Source organism: Mycobacterium sp. E3298 (assembly GCF_001666895.1).
GTDB lineage: Bacteria > Actinomycetota > Actinomycetes > Mycobacteriales > Mycobacteriaceae > Mycobacterium.
This window is the reverse complement of sequence record NZ_LZJB01000502.1, coordinates 1-16,186: the sequence shown is the minus strand read 5'-3', so window position 1 is coordinate 16,186 and position 16,186 is coordinate 1. Positions and strand designations below refer to the sequence as shown.

The following is a 16,186-nucleotide window of genomic DNA, read 5'->3' as shown; positions in this document are numbered from 1 at the left end:
GCAGGTTCCAGGTGTCGATGCGGGCGTAGGACGGGTTGGCCACCGCCGCGAGCGCGGAGACGCGGAGTCGTCGCGGCTGGGTGGTGTATCGAGTCATGATCTCACCTGTTCTTCTGAGCGACTTGTATTCTCACCCCGCCGCGCCGCCCACGTGATCGTTTCGCCTCAGGTCGATTCGGTGATCCCGTCGTCACCGTCGTCGGCGTCCACCACGCGCCGGTTGGCGCGCGTGCCGTCCACCCAGCGCAGCACCGGGAGATCCCAGCGACGTGCCGGCAGCTCGGTGACGTCGGACAGCGATCGCACCACGGCCTGCGTCAGGCCCATGATCGCCGCCATCACCGGCAGCAGGGGTTGCAGCGGCTTTGCCGCGCTGCGAACCGTGCTGATGCGGCGGGCCACGATCAGCCGTTCGACGCAGTGGTACAGCCAGGCGCCCACCGCGAGCCCGTAGATCGACAGGGCCGAGGCGACGATGGTCCACCCGAAGGCCGCGCAGACGACGGCGCCCAGCACCACGGTCGCGGCCAGCAAGCCCGCGATGACGGCGCGCAGCTCCAGCCGGGTCACCCCTGCGGTTCCTCGTTCTCCGGCGCGTGCGCCGCGCTGGACCGGACCGCCGCGGCGGCCGCCCGGATCTGCGGCGTCACCAGCATGACCTGGCCCAGCACGCCGTTGACGAAGGCCGGCGAATCGTCGGTGGACAGTTCCTTGGCCAGCTGCACGGCCTCGTCCACGGCGACCGGCTCCGGGACGTCGTCGGCGTAGAGCAGCTCCCATACCGCCACCCGCAGGATGGCGCGGTCCACGGCGGGCAGCCGGTCCAGCGTCCAGCCCTGCAGGTGCGAGCTGATCAGGTCGTCGATGTGGGCGGCGTGCTCGCCGACCCCGCGGGCCGCCGCGACCGTGTAGGGCTGCGGCTGCGCCACGTCGGGGTTTGTCTCGGCCAGCGCGGTTCGCACGTCGACGAGCTCGGCCGGGCCCAGCCCGCGGGCCTCGGCTTCGAACAGCAGGTCAACGGCGCGCTTGCGGGCCTGATGGCGTCCCCTGACGGGCCTGCTCACGCGTTGACGCGCCCCAAGTAGCTGCCGTCGCGCGTGTCCACCTTGAGCTTGTCCCCGGTGTTGATGAACAGCGGCACCTGAATCTCCGCCCCGGTCTCCACGGTGGCGGGCTTGGTGCCGGCGCTCGACCGGTCGCCCTGCAGGCCCGGCTCGGTGTGGGTGACCTCCATCTCGACCGCCACCGGCAGCTCGATGTACAGCGGCGCCCCGTTGTGGAACGCCACCTGGACCGGCAGGCCCTCGAGCAGGAACCGGGCGGCGTCGCCGACCAGCGATTCCGGCAGGGGGTGCTGCTCGTAATCCTGGCTGTCCATGAACACGAAGTCCGAGCCGTCGCGGTACAGGTAGGTGGTGTCGCGCCGGTCGACCGTGGCGGTCTCCACCTTCACGCCGGCGTTGTACGTCTTGTCGACGACCTTGCCGGAAAGCACGTTCTTGAGCTTGGTGCGCACGAAGGCGGGTCCCTTGCCGGGTTTGACGTGCTGGAACTCGACGATCTGCCAGAGCTGGCCATCGATCACCAGCACCAGTCCGTTCTTGAAATCGGCGGTGCTTGCCACGGTTCGGTGTATCTCCTAGGGGATGGACAGTCGTTCGCCGACTGTCTGCAACTTGTTCGTCAGTCTAGAGCGGGAGTCGGCCGGTGCCCCCGCGTCGGGTGGCCCATGACCGGCGGGAAGCTTGCCTTCCGCTCTCGCGTTACGGGCCGGTCTCGGCCGGCCCGGTGGGCGAAGGGGGTACCCGCTTGATCATCGTCAAGAAGGGAACGCTGAGCTTCCTCCCGCCGGAAAACGGCACCGGGACGGTGAAATACACGATGTCGACCTCGAGCCGCAGCTCCCGCAGCGGCTGGGCGTTCAGGTCCCACCGGAAGTCCCGCAGGCGCGCCAGGCCACGTTCGATTGGCTCCACCCCGTTCACGCCACCCGACTTTACCCCGGGGCGCCCGCCGGCCACAGGGCGCACGTGACCTAGCTGAGGACCGCCAACTCCTTGGGGAACCGGGTCAGCAGTTCCGGCGCGTGCCCGCGGGCCGCCGCCTCCTCGTGGGGCACGACCAGGGTGTCCTCGATGCGCACGCCGCCGCGGCCCGGCAGGTAGACGCCGGGCTCGACGGTCACCACCGAACCCGCCAACAGGGTGCCGGTGGACGTGGCGCCGATTCCCGGTGCCTCGTGAATCTGCAGCCCCACGCCGTGACCCAGGCCGTGGCCGAACTGCTCGCCGTAGCCCGCGTCGACGATCAGCTGACGCGCCGCGCCGTCGATGTCGCGCAGGCTCGCGCCCGGCCGCAGCGCCTCGCGGCCGGCCCGCTGGGCATCGGCGACCAGCTGGTAGATCTCCAGCTGCCAGTCGGCGGCCTTGCCGAGCACGAACGTGCGGGTCATATCGGAGTGATAGCCGGCCACCAGCGCGCCGAAATCGATCTTGACGAAGTCACCGGTGGCCAGCACCGCATCGGTGGGGCGGTGATGCGGGATCGCCGAATTCGGCCCGGCGGCCACGATGGTCTCGAACGAGATCGCGTCGGCGCCGTGGTCGAGCATCAGCGCCTCCAGGTCCCGGCTCACCTCGCGTTCGGTTCGGCCCGGCCGCAGGCCGCCGCGCTCGATCAGATCGGCGAGCGCGGCGTCGGCCGCCTCACAGGCCAGCCGCAGCAGCGCCACCTCGCCGTCGTCCTTGATCTCCCGCAGCGCCTCGACGGTCCCGGCGGCGCGCATCAGCTCGGTGGCCGCGCTGCGCTCGCCGAGTTCGCTGGTCAGGGCGTCGAAGGCGTCGACGGTCACCACATTGCTCTCGAAGCCCAGCTTCGAAACCCCGTCCGCGGCGGCGCGGCCGACCAGATAGCGCCCGAGGGCACGTTCGATGGCGATCTCGAGCCCCGGCGCCTGTTCGGCGGCCTGGGTGCGGTACCGGCCGTCGGTGGCCAGCACGGGGCCGCGATCGTCGGCGAAGACCAGCAACGCGCCGTTCGATCCGGTGAACCCCGACAGGTAGCGCACGTTGTTCAGGTCGCTGACCAGCATCGCGTCCAGTCCACTGGCACCGAGTTGCGCTTTCAGGTTGTCCCGACGCTGAGAATGTGTCACGACCCTTGACGGTACTCGCTACGCTGATTGCCCATGAGGTCCTGGATGCTGCGCGGATTGGTCTACGCCGCGGCGATGGTTGTCGTTCGCTTGGTTCAAGGCGCGTTGATCAACGCGTGGCAGACGCAGGCCGGGCTGTTCAGCGTGGTGCTGCTCCTGCTGTTCGTCATCGGCGTGGCCGTATGGGGGGTGGTCGACGGCCGGGCCGACGCCATCGCGAACCCCGACCCGGACCGGCGGCGCGACCTGGCGATGACGTGGCTGCTGGCCGGCCTGGTGGCCGGCATCCTCAGCGGGGCCGTGTCCTGGCTCATCTCGCTGGTGTACAACGGCCTCTACACGGGTGGGCTGATCAACGAGGTGACGACGTTCGCGGCGTTCACCGCCCTTTGCGTGTTCCTGCCGGGGATCATCGGCGTGACCATCGGCCGTTGGCGGGTGGACCGCAATCCCCCGCCCCGGCAGAAGGGAGCGGACGAGGAGCGCGCCGACACCGACGTGTTCTCCGCGGTGCGCGGTGACGACGCGCCGACCGGTGAGATTCCCACCGCGGGCGCCCAGCACGAGGAGCGGACCGCTTCGGTCGCCACGGCCGAGCGTGACGAGCCGACCGAGACGATCCACACCGCGGCCGACCACGAGCCGAAGACCGAGGTGATCCGCACCGACGGCGGTGACGACGCCACGAAGCCGGGCAAGGAACCCAAGAAGGACTAGGCCTTGGCGGCGTCCGCCAGGTAGCGCAGGGCGAGCAGGTAGCCCTGAATTCCCAGCCCGACGATCACCCCGGTCGCGACGGGGCTGAGGTACGAGTGGCGCCGAAACTCCTCGCGGGCATGCACATTGGAGATGTGCACCTCGATCAGGGGCGCTCGCAGCTCCGCGCACGCGTCGCGCAGGGCCACCGATGTGTGGGTGAGGCCGCCGGCGTTGAGGATCACCGGTTCGCCGGCATCGGCGGCCGCATGGATCCAGTCCAGCAGCTGCCCTTCGCTATCACTTTGGCGCACAACGGCTTTCAACCCGAGAGCGGTGGCCTCCCGCTCGATGAGCGCGGTCAGTTCGTCGTGCGTGGTGTCGCCGTAGACGTCGGGCTCGCGGCGGCCCAGCCGGCCCAGGTTCGGGCCGTTGATGACGTTGACGGTGGTGGTCATCGGGCCCCTTCTTCCTCCGACAGCCCCGCGTACGCGGCCGCCAGCAGCGACGGGTCGGGCCCGGCCAGCCGCCCCGGCTTCGCCAGCCCGTCGAGGACCACGAACCTGAGCACACCGGCCCGCGACTTCTTGTCCTGGGCCATGTATTCCAGCAGCTGCGGCAGCGCGTCGGCGTCGTAGGCGACCGGCAGGCCCAGCGCCGAAAGGACGGTGCGGTGGCGTTGCGCGGTGGCGTCGTCGAGGCGCCCGGCGAGGCGGGCCAGCTCCGCGGCGAAGACCAGGCCCACGGACACCGCGGCGCCGTGGCGCCACTCGTAGCGTTCCCTGCGTTCGATCGCATGCGCCAAGGTGTGGCCGTAGTTGAGGATTTCGCGCAGCTCCGACTCTTTCTCGTCGGCGGCGACCACGTTCGCCTTGACGGCGATCGAGCGTCGGACCAGTTCCGGCAGCACGTCACCGGTCGGGTCCACGGCGGCTTGCGGGTCGGCCTCGATGAGGTCGAGGATCACCGGGTCGGCGATGAACCCGGCCTTGACGACCTCGGCCATCCCGGCGACGAGTTCGTTGTGCGGCAACGTTTCCAGGGTCGCCAGGTCGACCAGCACCGCCAGCGGCTGGTGAAACGCGCCCACCAGGTTCTTGCCCGCGTCGGTGTTGATGCCGGTCTTGCCGCCGACGGCCGCGTCGACCATGCCCAGCAGCGTGGTGGGAATGTGGACCACGTCGACGCCGCGCAGCCAGGTGGCCGCCGCGAACCCGGCGACGTCGGTGGCGGCGCCGCCGCCCAGGCTCACCACCGCGTCTTTGCGGTCAATGCCGATGCGGCCGAACACTTCCCAGAGGAATCCGACGACCGGTAGGTCCTTGCCGGCCTCGGCGTCCGGGATTTCGATGCGATGGGCGTCAACGCCCTTGTCCGCCAAGCGGCTTCGGATCGCTTCCGCGGTGTGCGCCAGCACCGGTTGGTGTACGACCGCCACCCGGTGCCGGTCGCAGAGCAGTTCGACCAGCCGGTCGCCCAGGTCGGTGCCGATGACCACCGGGTAGGGCGGTTCGACGGCCACCTCGACGGTGACGGGCGCGGTCATGTGGTGGCCTCCGCGTGAGCGTTCTCCGGCGTCTGCAGCCGGGACACGATGTAGCGCACCACCGCCCCGGGGTTGCGGCGGTTGGTGTCGACGCGGATCGTCGAGACACGGCGGTACAGCGGGGCCCGTTTGGCCATCAGCGCTTTGAACTTCTCGGCGCGGTCGGGGCCGGCGAGCAGAGGGCGCACTGCGCCGCCGCCGGTGCGCCGCACGCCTTCGCCGGCGCTGATCTCCAGGTAGATGACCGTGTGGCCGGCGAGCGCCTCGCAGACCCCGGGGCTGGTGACCGCGCCGCCGCCGAGCGACACCACGCCGTCATGGTCGGCCAACGCGGCACGCACCGCGTCCTCCTCGATGCGGCGGAACTCCTGCTCGCCGTCCGTGGCGAAGATGTCGGCGATGCTGCGCCCGGTCCGCTGCTCGATCGCCGCGTCGGTGTCGAGGAACTCGACGCCGAGCGCCTTGGCCAGGCGCCGCCCGATGGTGGACTTGCCCGAACCCGGCAGCCCGACGAGTACCGCCTTGGGCGCCATCAAGCGGTCCCCCGGGCGGCCGGCGCTTCCCGGTCGGCGACCGCGCGCTGATACGCCTCGATGTTGCGCCGGGTTTCGGTGAGCGAGTCGCCGCCGAACTTCTCCAGCGCCGCGCGGGCGAGCACCAGCGCCACCATGGCCTCGACCACCACCCCCGCGGCGGGCACCGCGCACACGTCCGAGCGCTGGTGGATGGCGACGGCCTCGTCGCCGGTCGCCATGTCGACGGTGGCCAGCGCGCGCGGCACGGTGGAGATCGGCTTCATCGCGGCCCGCACCCGCAGCGGCTGGCCGTTGGTCATGCCGCCCTCCAGCCCACCGGCGCGATTCGTCGAGCGGACCACGCCGTCGGGGCCGGGATACATCTCGTCGTGCGCGCGGCTGCCGCGGCGGCGCGCCGTCTCGAAGCCGTCGCCGATCTCCACGCCCTTGATGGCCTGGATGCCCATCACCGCGGCGGCGAGCTGGCTGTCCAGCCGGTTGTCGCCGCTGGTGAACGAGCCCAGGCCCACCGGCAGGCCTGTCGCCACCACCTCGACCACGCCGCCGAGGGTGTCGCCGTCCTTCTTGGCCGCCTCGATCTCGGCGATCATGGACTTCTCAGCCTCCTCGTCATACGCGCGCACGGGGCTGTCGTCGATCGCGGGCAGGTCTTCGGGGCGGGGCGGGGGGCCGTCGTAGGGCGCCGACGGGCCGATCGCGATGACGTGGGAGAGCACGTCGACGCCGAGCGCCTGGCGCAGGAAGGACCGCGCGACCGTGCCCACCGCGACGCGGGCGGCGGTCTCCCGGGCGCTGGCGCGCTCCAGGACCGGGCGGGCGTCGTCGAAGCCGTACTTGAGCATGCCGGCGTAGTCGGCGTGCCCGGGCCGCGGGCGGGTGAGCGGTTCGTTGCGCGCGATGTTGGCCAGCTCCGCCGGGTCCACCGGGTCGGCGGCCATCACGGTCTCCCATTTGGGCCACTCGGTGTTGCCGATCTCGATGGCGATGGGGCCGCCCAGCGTGATGCCGTGGCGGACCCCGGACAGCACGGTCACCGCGTCGCGCTCGAACTTCATCCGCGCGCCGCGCCCGTACCCGAGCCGGCGGCGGGCCAATTGGTCGGCGATATCGGTGGAGGTGACCTCCACGCCGGCGACCATGCCCTCGAGCATGGCCACCAACGCACGGCCATGCGACTCCCCGGCGGTGATCCAACGCAACACCCGGCCATTCTCCCATGGGGTCCGGCGCGGGCTTAAATCCCGAGAAACAGGCCGATCGCGGTGGCGGTGGCCAGGCACATCGACGGGCCATGGGGCACCGCCCGCGCGCCGCACAGCGCCGCGAACACCGTCGTCAGCAGCGGCGCGGCCAGCGCGGCCAGGAACCACGTCCCGACCCCGAAACAGCCCGCCAGCGCCCCGAGGCCGATCGCCAGCTTGACGTCCCCGGCGCCCATCCCGGCCGGGGCGAGCGAGTGCACCAGCAGATAGATCGCGGTCAGCGCCGTCGCGCCGGCCAGCGGGGCCCAGCCGCGCCCGGCCACCGCTGCCGTCAGCAGGATCACCCCGGCCCCGGGCAGCGTGAGCACGTTCGGCAACCGGCGCTCGCGGACGTCGCAGCCGCTCAGCAGCAACAGCCACGCGAGCACCGCCACAACCGCTCCAAGCCGCATGGGTTCTCCTGTGTGCGCCGCGAGTGTGGGGCTAGGTACGAAAACGGTGGCGATGTCGTCCCTAGGCCCCACGCTCGGTTGTTGACCTGGGGCATCCGACGTGCGGGACGTTAGCCCAGAGCGGCGGCCATGGCCTCTCGCGGCGCCGGTTGCCCTGTGAATAGCTCGACCTGGGTGAACGCCTGGTGCAACAACATCTGCAGGCCGCTGATCACGCGGCCGCCGGCGGCGGCCACCGCGGCGGCCAGCGGCGTGGGCCACGGGTCGTAGACGGCGTCCAGCAGGACCGGGATCGCGGCGAGGGTGCCCGCGTACCGCGCCGCGACGTCGGCGGGGATCGTGCTGACCAGCACCTCGGCGGCGGCCACCGCGGTCCCTAGGCCGTCGTCGTCGATGTTCACGAACCGCGTCCGGACCCCGATTCCGGTGCCCAACTCCACCAGCCGGGCGGCCTTGTCGGGGTTGCGCGCGACGACGGTGATGGCGGGGACGCCCAGCTGCGCCAGGCCCAGGACGGCCGCCGGCGCGGTGCCGCCCGACCCGCACACCAGCGCGGGCCCGGTGGCCGACGAAAGCGCCCCCGCGACGCCGTCGATGTCGGTGTTGTCGGCCCGCCAGCCGGCGGGCGTGCGGACCAGGGTGTTGGCCGACCCCACCCGCTCGGCCCGCTCGGTGCGCTCGTCGGCGAAGCGCAGCGCCGCGAACTTGCCCGGCATGGTGACCGACACCCCGACCCATTCGGGCCCGAAGCCGCCGACGACGGCCGGCAGCCGCTCGGCGTCACATTCGATGCGGTCGTAGGTCCAGTCCAGCAGGCCCAGCGCCCGGTAGGCGGCCAGGTGCAGCTGCGGGGACTTCGAGTGGGCGATCGGCTTGCCGAGCACCGCCGCTTTCCGGGGTCCGCCCTCAGCGCGCGCTATCGAGGACACCGTTGCGCTTAGCCAGCTCGATGTTGGCCAGATGCTGCTGATAATCCTTGGTGAACAGCGTCGTCCCCTGGGCGTCGATGGTGACGAAGTACAGCCAGTCGCCGGGCTCGGGATGCTCGGCGGCGCGCAGCGCGTCGACGCCCGGCGAACAGATCGCCGTCGCGGGCAGCCCCTGCGACACGTAGGTGTTCCACGGCGTCTTCTGGGCGCGGTCGGCGTCGGTGGTGGCCACCTCCCGGCGATCCAGCGGGTAGTTGACCGTCGAGTCGAATTCCAGCGTGTGGTGGGCGTGCAGGCGGTTGTAGATCACCTGCGCGACCTTCGCGAAGTCCTGCGACTTGGATTCCTGCTCCACCAGCGACGCCACCACCAGGATGTCGTACGGCGACAGGCCCATGGACTGGGCGGTGTCCACCAACCCGGACTTCATGTACTCGACGCCCCCGGCGCTGATCAGGCTCGACAGGATGGTCTCGGCAGAGGCGGACGGGTCCACGTTGAAGGTTCCCGGCGCGATCAGCCCCTCGATCCGGCGATGGTCCTTGCCGAGCTCGGTGAAGGGTTCGACGGCCCACGGCGGCACCGCGAGCGCGGCGGGCGCGCTGTTGGTCGCCGCCGCCCGCAGCTCCTCCACCGCGACGCAGTGCTGGTTGCCGTCGAGGGTCACGCACGTGGCGCGGGAGATCAGCGTCAGGATCCCCGGGGTCACCACGTTGGTCTTCATGTCGGTGGTGTCGTCGAGCTGACGGCCCTCCGGGATGACCAGTCGGCCCACCCGGCTGTTCGGATCGGCCAGCCGTGCGACGGCGTCGGCCGCCGGGATCTCGGTGCGCATTCGGTAGAAGCCGGGCTGGATCGAGGAGATCTTGCTGTTGCCGTGCGCGGCGTTGACGAATGCCCGGACGGTCTTGACCACCTGCTCGTGCTGCAGCGTCTCCCCGACGTTGGTGGTCGAGTCACCGTCCTTGATCTGAATCACGATGTCCTGCTTGCCATTTCCGGCGTAGTCGTCGCCGGCTCCGAACACCGTGTGCCACAGCTTGGCGCCGACGAACACGGCCACCAGCACGACGACGGCGACGACCGCGAGCACGATCTTGCCGGCGAACCGCCGCTGGCGTCGGCCCCGTTCGGCCCGGTTCCGGGCGACGCGGCTGCGCTTCCGCGACGTGCCGACCGCCTCGGGCTCGGCGCGTTGCCGTCGTGCGCTGTCAACCATCGGCAGGCTCCCCCGCCGTCAGGGCGGCGCGGCGCTGGTCGAGCCAGCTCTGCAGGATGGCCACCGCGGCCGCCTGGTCGATCACGGCCCGCTGTTCGCGGGCGCGGACGCCGGCCGCGCGCAGCGAGCGCTGCGCGCTCACGGTGGTCAGGCGCTCGTCGGCCAGGCGCACGGGCGTGGGGGCGATCCGCTGGGCCAGCGTGTCGGCCAGCTCCATCGCGTCGATCGCCGACGGGCCGGTGCGGTCGGCCAGCGTGCGTGGCAGCCCGACGACCACCTCGACCGCGCCGAGTTCGGCGGCCAGCTCGGCCAGTCGGCGCACGTGCTTGCCGGAGCGGTCACGGCGCACGGTTTCCACCGGGGTGGCCAGGATGCCGTCGGGGTCGCTGCTGGCGACGCCGATGCGCACGCTGCCGACGTCGATGCCGAGCCGCCGCCCCCGGCCGGGATCCTGGTCAGGGTCGCCGGGCCGGTCGGGCACGCGATGCTGTGCGGGGACCACTCAGCCGACCCGCGCTATCTCGGAGCGGACCGCCTCCAGCGCCGCGTCGATGCGGCTGGGGTCCTTTCCGGAACCCTGCGCCAGGTCCGGCTTGCCTCCGCCGCGGCCGTCGACCGTCGCGGCGAGCTGCTTGATCAGGTCGTTGGCGCGGAGCCCGAGGTCCTGGGCGGCGGGGTTGGCGGCGACCGCGTACGGCACACTGCCCCCCTCGCCCTCGGAGATCAGCGCCACCACGGCGGGGTCGCTGCCCAGCTTGCCGCGGATGTCGCCCACCAGGGAGCGCAGGTCGCCGGCCGTCATCCCCACCGACATGCGTTGCGCCACCACACGGACGTTACCGATACGCTCCGCGCCGGCCGCCGCGTTGGTCGCGGCGGCGCGCGCGCTCGCCAGCCGTGCGCGTTCGAGTTCCTTCTCGGCCGCCTTGAGCCGCTCCACCAGTCCGGCCACCCGGGCGGGCACCTCGTCGGACGGCACCTTCAGCGACGAGGCCAGCCCCGCCATCAGCGCGCGCTCCTTGGCCAGGTGGCGGAAGGAGTCCAGCCCGACGTAGGCCTCCACCCGGCGCACGCCGGAGCCGACCGACGATTCGCCCAGGATGGTCACCGGCCCGATCTGAGCGGAGTTGTGCACGTGGGTCCCGCCGCAGAGCTCGAGCGAGAACGGCCCGCCGATCTCGACCACCCGCACCTCGTCCGGGTAGGCCTCGCCGAACATCGCCATTGCGCCCATCGCCTTGGCCTTCTCCAGCTGCTCGGTGAACGTGTGCACCTCGAAGTCGGCCTGGACGGCCTGGTTGGTGACCTCTTCGACCTGGGTGCGCTGCTCGTCGGACAGCGGACCCTGCCAGTTGAAGTCGAACCGCAGGTAGCCGGGGCGATTCAGCGATCCCGCCTGAACGGCGTTGGGGCCCAGCACCTGTCGCAGCGCGGCATGCACCATGTGGGTGCCCGAGTGGCCCTGGGTGGCGCCCCGGCGCCATTCCGGATCGACCGCGGCGACCACGGTGTCGCCCTCCACGAACTCCCCGGATTCGACGTTGACCCGATGCACCCACAGGGTTTTCGCGATCTTCTGCACGTCGGTGACCGCCGCGCGGGCGCTCGCGCCTGCGCCGGTCCCGCTGATGGTGCCCTCGTCGGCGATCTGCCCGCCGGACTCGGCGTAGAGCGGCGTGCGGTCCAGCACCAGTTCGACTTGCTGCGCGCCCTCGGCGCCGTGCGTGACGACCGGGACCCGCTTGCCGTCCACGAAGATGCCCAGAATCTTTGCCTCGGAGGACAATTCGTCGAAGCCGGTGAATTCCGTCGGGCCGGCGTCGACCAGCTCCCGATAGGCGCTCAGGTCGGCGTGGGCGTGCTTGCGAGCGGCGGCGTCCGCCTTCGCGCGCCGGCGCTGCTCGGCCATCAGTTCCCGGAAGCCGATCTCGTCGACCTGCAGGCCCGCCTCGGCGGCCATCTCCAGGGTCAGCTCGATCGGGAAGCCGTAGGTGTCGTGCAGCGTGAAAGCGTCCGAGCCCGAGATCGCTTTGGCCCCAGCCTCTTTGGTGGTGCCGGCGACCTCGTCGAACAGCTTGGAACCGGCCGCCAGCGTGCGGTTGAACGCGGTCTCCTCGGCGACGGCGATGCGCCTGATCCGGTCGAAGTCGGCGACCAGTTCGGGATACGACGGCCCCATCGCGTCGCGCACGGTGGTCATCAACGCGCCGACGATGGGCCCGTCGATGTCGAGCAGCTTGGCCGAACGGATCACCCGGCGCAGCAGCCGGCGCAGCACGTAGCCGCGGCCGTCGTTGCCGGGCGTGACGCCGTCGCCGATCAGGATCGCCGCGGTGCGGCTGTGGTCGGCGATCACCCGGTAGCGCACATCGTCGGAGTGGTTGCCCACGTCATATCCGCGCGGCGCGCGGGCGGCCACCGCGTCGATGACGGGCCGCAGCAGGTCGGTCTCGTACACGTTGTGCACGCCCTGCAGGATGAACGCGACCCGCTCGACGCCCATGCCGGTGTCAATGTTCTTGCGGGGCAACGGGCCGAGGATTTCGAAGTCGGTCTTGGAAGTGCCCTCGCCACGTTCGTTCTGCATGAACACGAGGTTCCAGATCTCGATGTAGCGGTCTTCGTTGGCCACCGGGCCGCCACCGACCCCGAACTCTTCGCCGCGGTCGTAGTAGATCTCCGACGACGGGCCACACGGACCGGGGATGCCCATGGACCAGTAGTTGTCTTCCATGCCGCGGCGCTGGATCCGCTCGGCCGGCAGCCCGGCGATCTCCTGCCACAGCTGCACGGCCTCGTCGTCGTCGAAATAGACCGTCGTCCAGATCCTTTCGGGATCCAGGCCGTAGCCGCCCTCGGACAACCCGTTGGTCAGCAGAGTCCACGCCAGCTCGATGGCGCGGCGCTTGAAGTAATCGCCGAACGAGAAGTTGCCGGCCATCTGAAAGAAGGTGTTGTGCCGGGTGGTGATCCCCACCTCGTCGATGTCGGGCGTGCGGATGCACTTTTGGATGCTGGTGGCCGTCGAGTACGGCGGCGTGCGCGCTCCCAGGAAGTACGGCACGAACTGGACCATGCCCGCGTTGACGAACAGCAGGTTGGGGTCGTCGAGGATCACCGATGCGCTCGGCACCTCGGTGTGGCCCGCCTTCACGAAATGATCAAGAAACCGCTTCCTGATCTCGTGTGTCTGCACTTGGAGTCCGCTTCTTCCTTTTGCTTTGTCGCGTGTTGCTTTGTCGCGTGTTGCTTTGTCGCGTGAACGTCTATTCCAGCGTATTCGCTGGAGTAGCTGGCTACCGGGCCGCTAACCCTCCAGAAAGCTCAGCCGCACCGAGCGTTGTGGGTTGTCCCGGTTCAAATCGACCAGCACGATGCTTTGCCAGGTGCCCAGCATCGGCTCGCCCCCGGAGACCGGCACGGTCACCGACGGCGCGACCAGCGCCGGCATCACGTGATCCGCGCCGTGGCCCGGCGAGCCGTGCGAGTGCCGATACCGGTCGTCGCGCGGCAGCAGCCGTTCCAGCGTGTCGAGCAGGTCTTCGTCGGAGCCGGCCCCCGTTTCGATGATGGCGACGCCCGCGGTGGCGTGCGGGACGAACACGTTGCACAACCCGTCGCCCCTCGACCAGCAGAAGCCCCGCACCGCCTCGGTCAGATCGACGATGCGGCGTCGTGTTGTGTCCACGTCCAGCACGTCGGTATGCATCCGAACCAGCCTACGGCGCACACGTTGCGGGCAGCCAATCGATTGTGAGCGCGACCACATTTGGGCATTGCGGGGCGCATTGGGCAGGAGGAAGGTAACTGGTGGGGCCGGTGGCGCCACGGGCTCCTTGGATATAAGCCCTACAGAGGAGGTCGGCCGTGTACGCACGCTCCACCACCATCCAGGCGCAACCCTTGTCGGTCGACATCGGGATCGCGCACGTTCGCGATGTCGTCATGCCCGCCCTCACCGAGATCGAGGGGTGTGTCGGGCTGTCGCTGTTGGTCGACCGGCAGTCCGGGACCTGCATCGCCACCAGCTCGTGGGACAGCATCGACGCGATGCGCGCCAGCGCCGAACGGGTCGCCCCGATTCGCGATCAGGCCGCGCTGATGTTCGACGGCAGCGCGCGGGTCGAGGAGTGGGACATCGCTTTGCTGCACCGCGACCATCCGTCGCGGCAGGGTGCCTGCGTGCGGGCCACCTGGCTCAAGGTGGTGCCGGACCAGCTCACCCGGTCCCTGGACTTCTACCGCTCGTCGGTGCTGCCGGAGCTCGAGGAGCTCGACGGGTTCTGCAGCGCCAGCCTGCTGGTCGACCATCCGGCGTGCCGACGGGCGGTGTCGTGCTCGACGTTCGACTCGATGGACGCGATGGCCCGCAACAGCGACCGGGCGAACGAATTGCGCAGCAGGCGCGTCCGGGAGCTGGGCGCCGAGGTGATCGACGTCGCCGAATTCGAGCTGGCGATCGCCCACCTGCGGGTGCCCGAGCTGGTCTAGCGCTAGAACGCTTCTTTCGCCGAGCGTCACGCCAGCGTGGCGGCTGCCGTCCAGTGTCACGCCAGCGTGACGCTCGATGCGTTCAGGGCAGCGCGTCGCCCGGGAATCCCCGGCAGGGATGCACCTCGAAGGTGAAGACGCCCGCGGCCACACCCGGGTCGTCGGCCATGATCGCGGCGGTGTCGTCGACCGAGGCCGCGAACACCGCGATCCCGCAGACCTCGGAGCCGTCGGTGACCGGCAACACGATGGGCATGACGCCGTCGTCGCGCAGCCCGAAGTTGCGCCGCCCGTGCTCCCAGACGGTCCCCGGTGTCGTCTCGTCGGCGAACCGCGGCCCCTGCTTGAGGATGACGACGCTGTAGGGCTGGGTGGTGGCCAGCAGCCGGCCCATCTCGTCGTCGGTGAAGGTTTTCATGACCGCCCCCGCTTTCCCCGGATGATCGCCCGCAACCGCTCCAGCCGCCCGGCCATCTCCCGCTCACCGCCGCGGCCGGTCGGCCGGTAGTAGTCCACGTCCACCAACTCGTCCGGCGGATATTGCTGGGCCAGGACACCGTCGGGATCGTTGTGCGAATACCGATACCCCTGCGCGTGTCCCAGCGCCGCCGCGCCGGAATAGTGCCCGTCGCGCAGGTGGGGCGGCACCAGGCCCGCCTTGCCCGCCTTGATGTCGTCCATCGCCGCGGCGAGCGCGGTGGTCACGGAGTTCGACTTGGGCGCGGTGGCCAGGTGGATGGTGGCGTGGGCCAGCGTCAGCTGCGCCTCGGGCATGCCGATCAGCTGCACGGTCTGCGCGGCCGCCACCGCGATCTGCAGCGCGCTGGGGTCGGCCATGCCGATGTCCTCGCTGGCCAGGATCATCAGCCGCCGCGCGAGGAACCGCGGGTCCTCCCCCGCGACGAGCATGCGGGCCAGGTAGTGCAGCGCCGCGTCGACGTCCGAGCCCCGCACCGACTTGATGAAGGCGCTGATGACGTCGTAGTGCTGGTCGCCGTCCCGGTCGTAGCGCACCGCGGCCTTGTCCAGCGACTGCTCGATGGTCTCGACGCTCACCGACTCGGTGGCTTCGGCCGCGACCTCCAGCGCGGTCAGCGCCCGCCGGGCGTCGCCGGCGGCCAGCCGCACCAGCAGGTCGACGGCCTCGGGCGTCACCGCGACCCGGCCGTCCAGTCCGCGCGGATCGTCGATCGCCCGCTGTACCACGGCGCGGATGTCGTCGGCGCTGAGCGGGCGCAGCTGCAGGATCAGCGAGCGGGACAGCAGCGGCGCCACGACCGAGAACGACGGGTTCTCGGTGGTCGCGGCCACCAGCAGCACCACCCGGTTCTCCACGGCGGACAGCAGGGCGTCCTGCTGGGTCTTGGAGAAGCGGTGCACCTCGTCGATGAACAGCACCGTCTGCTCGCCGCGCAACAACGCCTGCCGCGCCTGGTCGATGACGGCGCGCACGTCTTTGACCCCGGCCGACAGCGCCGACAGCGCCTCGAACCGGCGACCGGTCGCCTGGGAGATCAGCGCGGCCAGCGTCGTCTTGCCGCTGCCGGGCGGGCCGTAGAGGATGGCCGACGCCACGCCGGATCCCTCGACCAGGCGGCGCAGCGGCGACCCGGGCGCCAGCAGGTGCTCCTGGCCGACCACCTCGTCCAACGAGGCCGGCCGCATGCGCACGGCCAGCGGCGCACCGGCCGACACGCCCAGGCCGTGATCGCTCGTCGGCGCCGCGCCGGGCAGGTCAAAAAGACCGTCGGACACGGCATCAGGCATACCACGAAAACGAATCCGGGCGCCGCCCCGACATCTTTGCTAAGTTCCCGTGTGCGCGTGCCCACAGGTTGAGTCAACAGCTAGGACGGACATGAGCCAGCCTCCCGAATATCCAGGCACCCCGGCCGACCCGTACGGCAGCGAGCACAACCCTCCGGGCTATCCGCCCCCGCCCGGTTACGGCGCGCCTCCCC

19 protein-coding genes are annotated in these 16,186 nt (G+C 70.7%); 2 read left to right on the top strand and 17 right to left on the bottom strand.

All coding sequences use genetic code 11. The features are described 5' to 3' along the window. Positions 1 to 165: 165 nt before the first annotated feature. From A9X05_RS22840 to A9X05_RS22820, 5 genes are all read right to left on the bottom strand, one after another. Positions 166 to 570 (bottom strand): antitermination protein NusB, encoded by a 405-nt coding sequence (locus A9X05_RS22840; protein WP_067752838.1) that lies wholly within the window; start codon positions 568 to 570, stop codon positions 166 to 168. Continuing rightward, complete coding sequence (gene nusB / locus A9X05_RS22835; protein WP_067784204.1) at positions 567 to 1,064, bottom strand: transcription antitermination factor NusB; 498 nt, start codon at positions 1,062 to 1,064, stop codon at positions 567 to 569. The genes A9X05_RS22840 and nusB overlap by 4 nt, the downstream gene beginning before the upstream one ends. After that, complete coding sequence (efp, locus tag A9X05_RS22830; RefSeq protein WP_067282552.1) at positions 1,061 to 1,624, bottom strand: elongation factor P; 564 nt, start codon at positions 1,622 to 1,624, stop codon at positions 1,061 to 1,063. Before efp ends, nusB begins: the two co-directional genes overlap by 4 nt. A gap of 139 nt (positions 1,625 to 1,763) precedes the next feature. Beyond that, positions 1,764 to 1,985 (bottom strand): hypothetical protein, encoded by a 222-nt coding sequence (locus A9X05_RS22825; RefSeq protein ID WP_067752831.1) that lies wholly within the window; start codon positions 1,983 to 1,985, stop codon positions 1,764 to 1,766. A gap of 50 nt (positions 1,986 to 2,035) precedes the next feature. Next, positions 2,036 to 3,154, bottom strand: coding sequence for a Xaa-Pro peptidase family protein (locus A9X05_RS22820; protein WP_067784202.1), 1,119 nt, complete (start codon positions 3,152 to 3,154; stop codon positions 2,036 to 2,038). A 33-nt stretch (positions 3,155 to 3,187) separates the two neighbouring features. Here A9X05_RS22820 and A9X05_RS22815 point away from each other — a divergent pair, with 33 nt between their 5' ends. After that, positions 3,188 to 3,871 (top strand): B-4DMT family transporter, encoded by a 684-nt coding sequence (locus A9X05_RS22815; protein ID WP_067784200.1) that lies wholly within the window; start codon positions 3,188 to 3,190, stop codon positions 3,869 to 3,871. Here the strand turns inward: A9X05_RS22815 and aroQ are convergent. The 10 genes from aroQ to A9X05_RS22765 all read right to left on the bottom strand — a co-directional run bounded on the left by aroQ (position 3,868) and on the right by A9X05_RS22765 (position 13,431). Beyond that, on the bottom strand, positions 3,868 to 4,308 hold the full coding sequence (gene aroQ / locus A9X05_RS22810) for a type II 3-dehydroquinate dehydratase (protein WP_067752822.1): 441 nt from the start codon (positions 4,306 to 4,308) through the stop codon (positions 3,868 to 3,870). The genes A9X05_RS22815 and aroQ overlap by 4 nt on opposite strands. Continuing rightward, positions 4,305 to 5,396, bottom strand: coding sequence for a 3-dehydroquinate synthase (gene aroB, locus A9X05_RS22805; RefSeq protein WP_067784198.1), 1,092 nt, complete (start codon positions 5,394 to 5,396; stop codon positions 4,305 to 4,307). Before aroB ends, aroQ begins: the two co-directional genes overlap by 4 nt. Then, on the bottom strand, positions 5,393 to 5,929 hold the full coding sequence (locus A9X05_RS22800; RefSeq protein ID WP_067752809.1) for a shikimate kinase: 537 nt from the start codon (positions 5,927 to 5,929) through the stop codon (positions 5,393 to 5,395). Before A9X05_RS22800 ends, aroB begins: the two co-directional genes overlap by 4 nt. Further along, on the bottom strand, positions 5,929 to 7,134 hold the full coding sequence (gene aroC, locus A9X05_RS22795; RefSeq protein WP_067752806.1) for a chorismate synthase: 1,206 nt from the start codon (positions 7,132 to 7,134) through the stop codon (positions 5,929 to 5,931). Before aroC ends, A9X05_RS22800 begins: the two co-directional genes overlap by 1 nt. 32 nt (positions 7,135 to 7,166) lie before the next feature. Next, the gene (locus tag A9X05_RS22790; RefSeq protein ID WP_067784196.1) at positions 7,167 to 7,586 is read right to left on the bottom strand and encodes an A24 family peptidase; all 420 of its coding nucleotides are present in this window, start codon (positions 7,584 to 7,586) and stop codon (positions 7,167 to 7,169) included. A 110-nt stretch (positions 7,587 to 7,696) separates the two neighbouring features. Continuing rightward, a complete protein-coding gene (locus tag A9X05_RS22785; RefSeq protein WP_067784193.1) occupies positions 7,697 to 8,515 on the bottom strand; it encodes a shikimate dehydrogenase in 819 nt (272 codons plus the stop codon). Further along, positions 8,493 to 9,734, bottom strand: a complete 1,242-nt coding sequence (mltG, locus tag A9X05_RS22780) for an endolytic transglycosylase MltG (RefSeq protein ID WP_067752790.1) — start codon at positions 9,732 to 9,734, stop codon at positions 8,493 to 8,495. Before mltG ends, A9X05_RS22785 begins: the two co-directional genes overlap by 23 nt. After that, positions 9,727 to 10,236, bottom strand: coding sequence for a Holliday junction resolvase RuvX (ruvX, locus tag A9X05_RS22775; protein ID WP_067752787.1), 510 nt, complete (start codon positions 10,234 to 10,236; stop codon positions 9,727 to 9,729). Before ruvX ends, mltG begins: the two co-directional genes overlap by 8 nt. Next, positions 10,237 to 12,930: an alanine--tRNA ligase gene (alaS, locus tag A9X05_RS22770; RefSeq protein WP_067784191.1), complete on the bottom strand. Its 2,694-nt coding sequence runs from the start codon at positions 12,928 to 12,930 to the stop codon at positions 10,237 to 10,239. 111 nt (positions 12,931 to 13,041) lie between these two features. Continuing rightward, positions 13,042 to 13,431: a secondary thiamine-phosphate synthase enzyme YjbQ gene (locus A9X05_RS22765; protein WP_197499176.1), complete on the bottom strand. Its 390-nt coding sequence runs from the start codon at positions 13,429 to 13,431 to the stop codon at positions 13,042 to 13,044. Between the two features lie 170 nt (positions 13,432 to 13,601). On the opposite strand from A9X05_RS22765, the gene A9X05_RS22760 reads away from it, so the two are divergent. Beyond that, on the top strand, positions 13,602 to 14,225 hold the full coding sequence (locus tag A9X05_RS22760) for a hypothetical protein (protein WP_067752779.1): 624 nt from the start codon (positions 13,602 to 13,604) through the stop codon (positions 14,223 to 14,225). 82 nt (positions 14,226 to 14,307) lie between these two features. Here the strand turns inward: A9X05_RS22760 and A9X05_RS22755 are convergent, their stop codons facing one another. Together A9X05_RS22755 and A9X05_RS22750 are read right to left on the bottom strand one after the other, a co-directional pair. Beyond that, complete coding sequence (locus A9X05_RS22755) at positions 14,308 to 14,643, bottom strand: hypothetical protein (protein WP_067784189.1); 336 nt, start codon at positions 14,641 to 14,643, stop codon at positions 14,308 to 14,310. Further along, positions 14,640 to 15,992, bottom strand: a complete 1,353-nt coding sequence (locus A9X05_RS22750) for a replication-associated recombination protein A (RefSeq protein ID WP_067784187.1) — start codon at positions 15,990 to 15,992, stop codon at positions 14,640 to 14,642. Before A9X05_RS22750 ends, A9X05_RS22755 begins: the two co-directional genes overlap by 4 nt. Between the last annotated feature and the right edge of the window lie 194 nt (positions 15,993 to 16,186).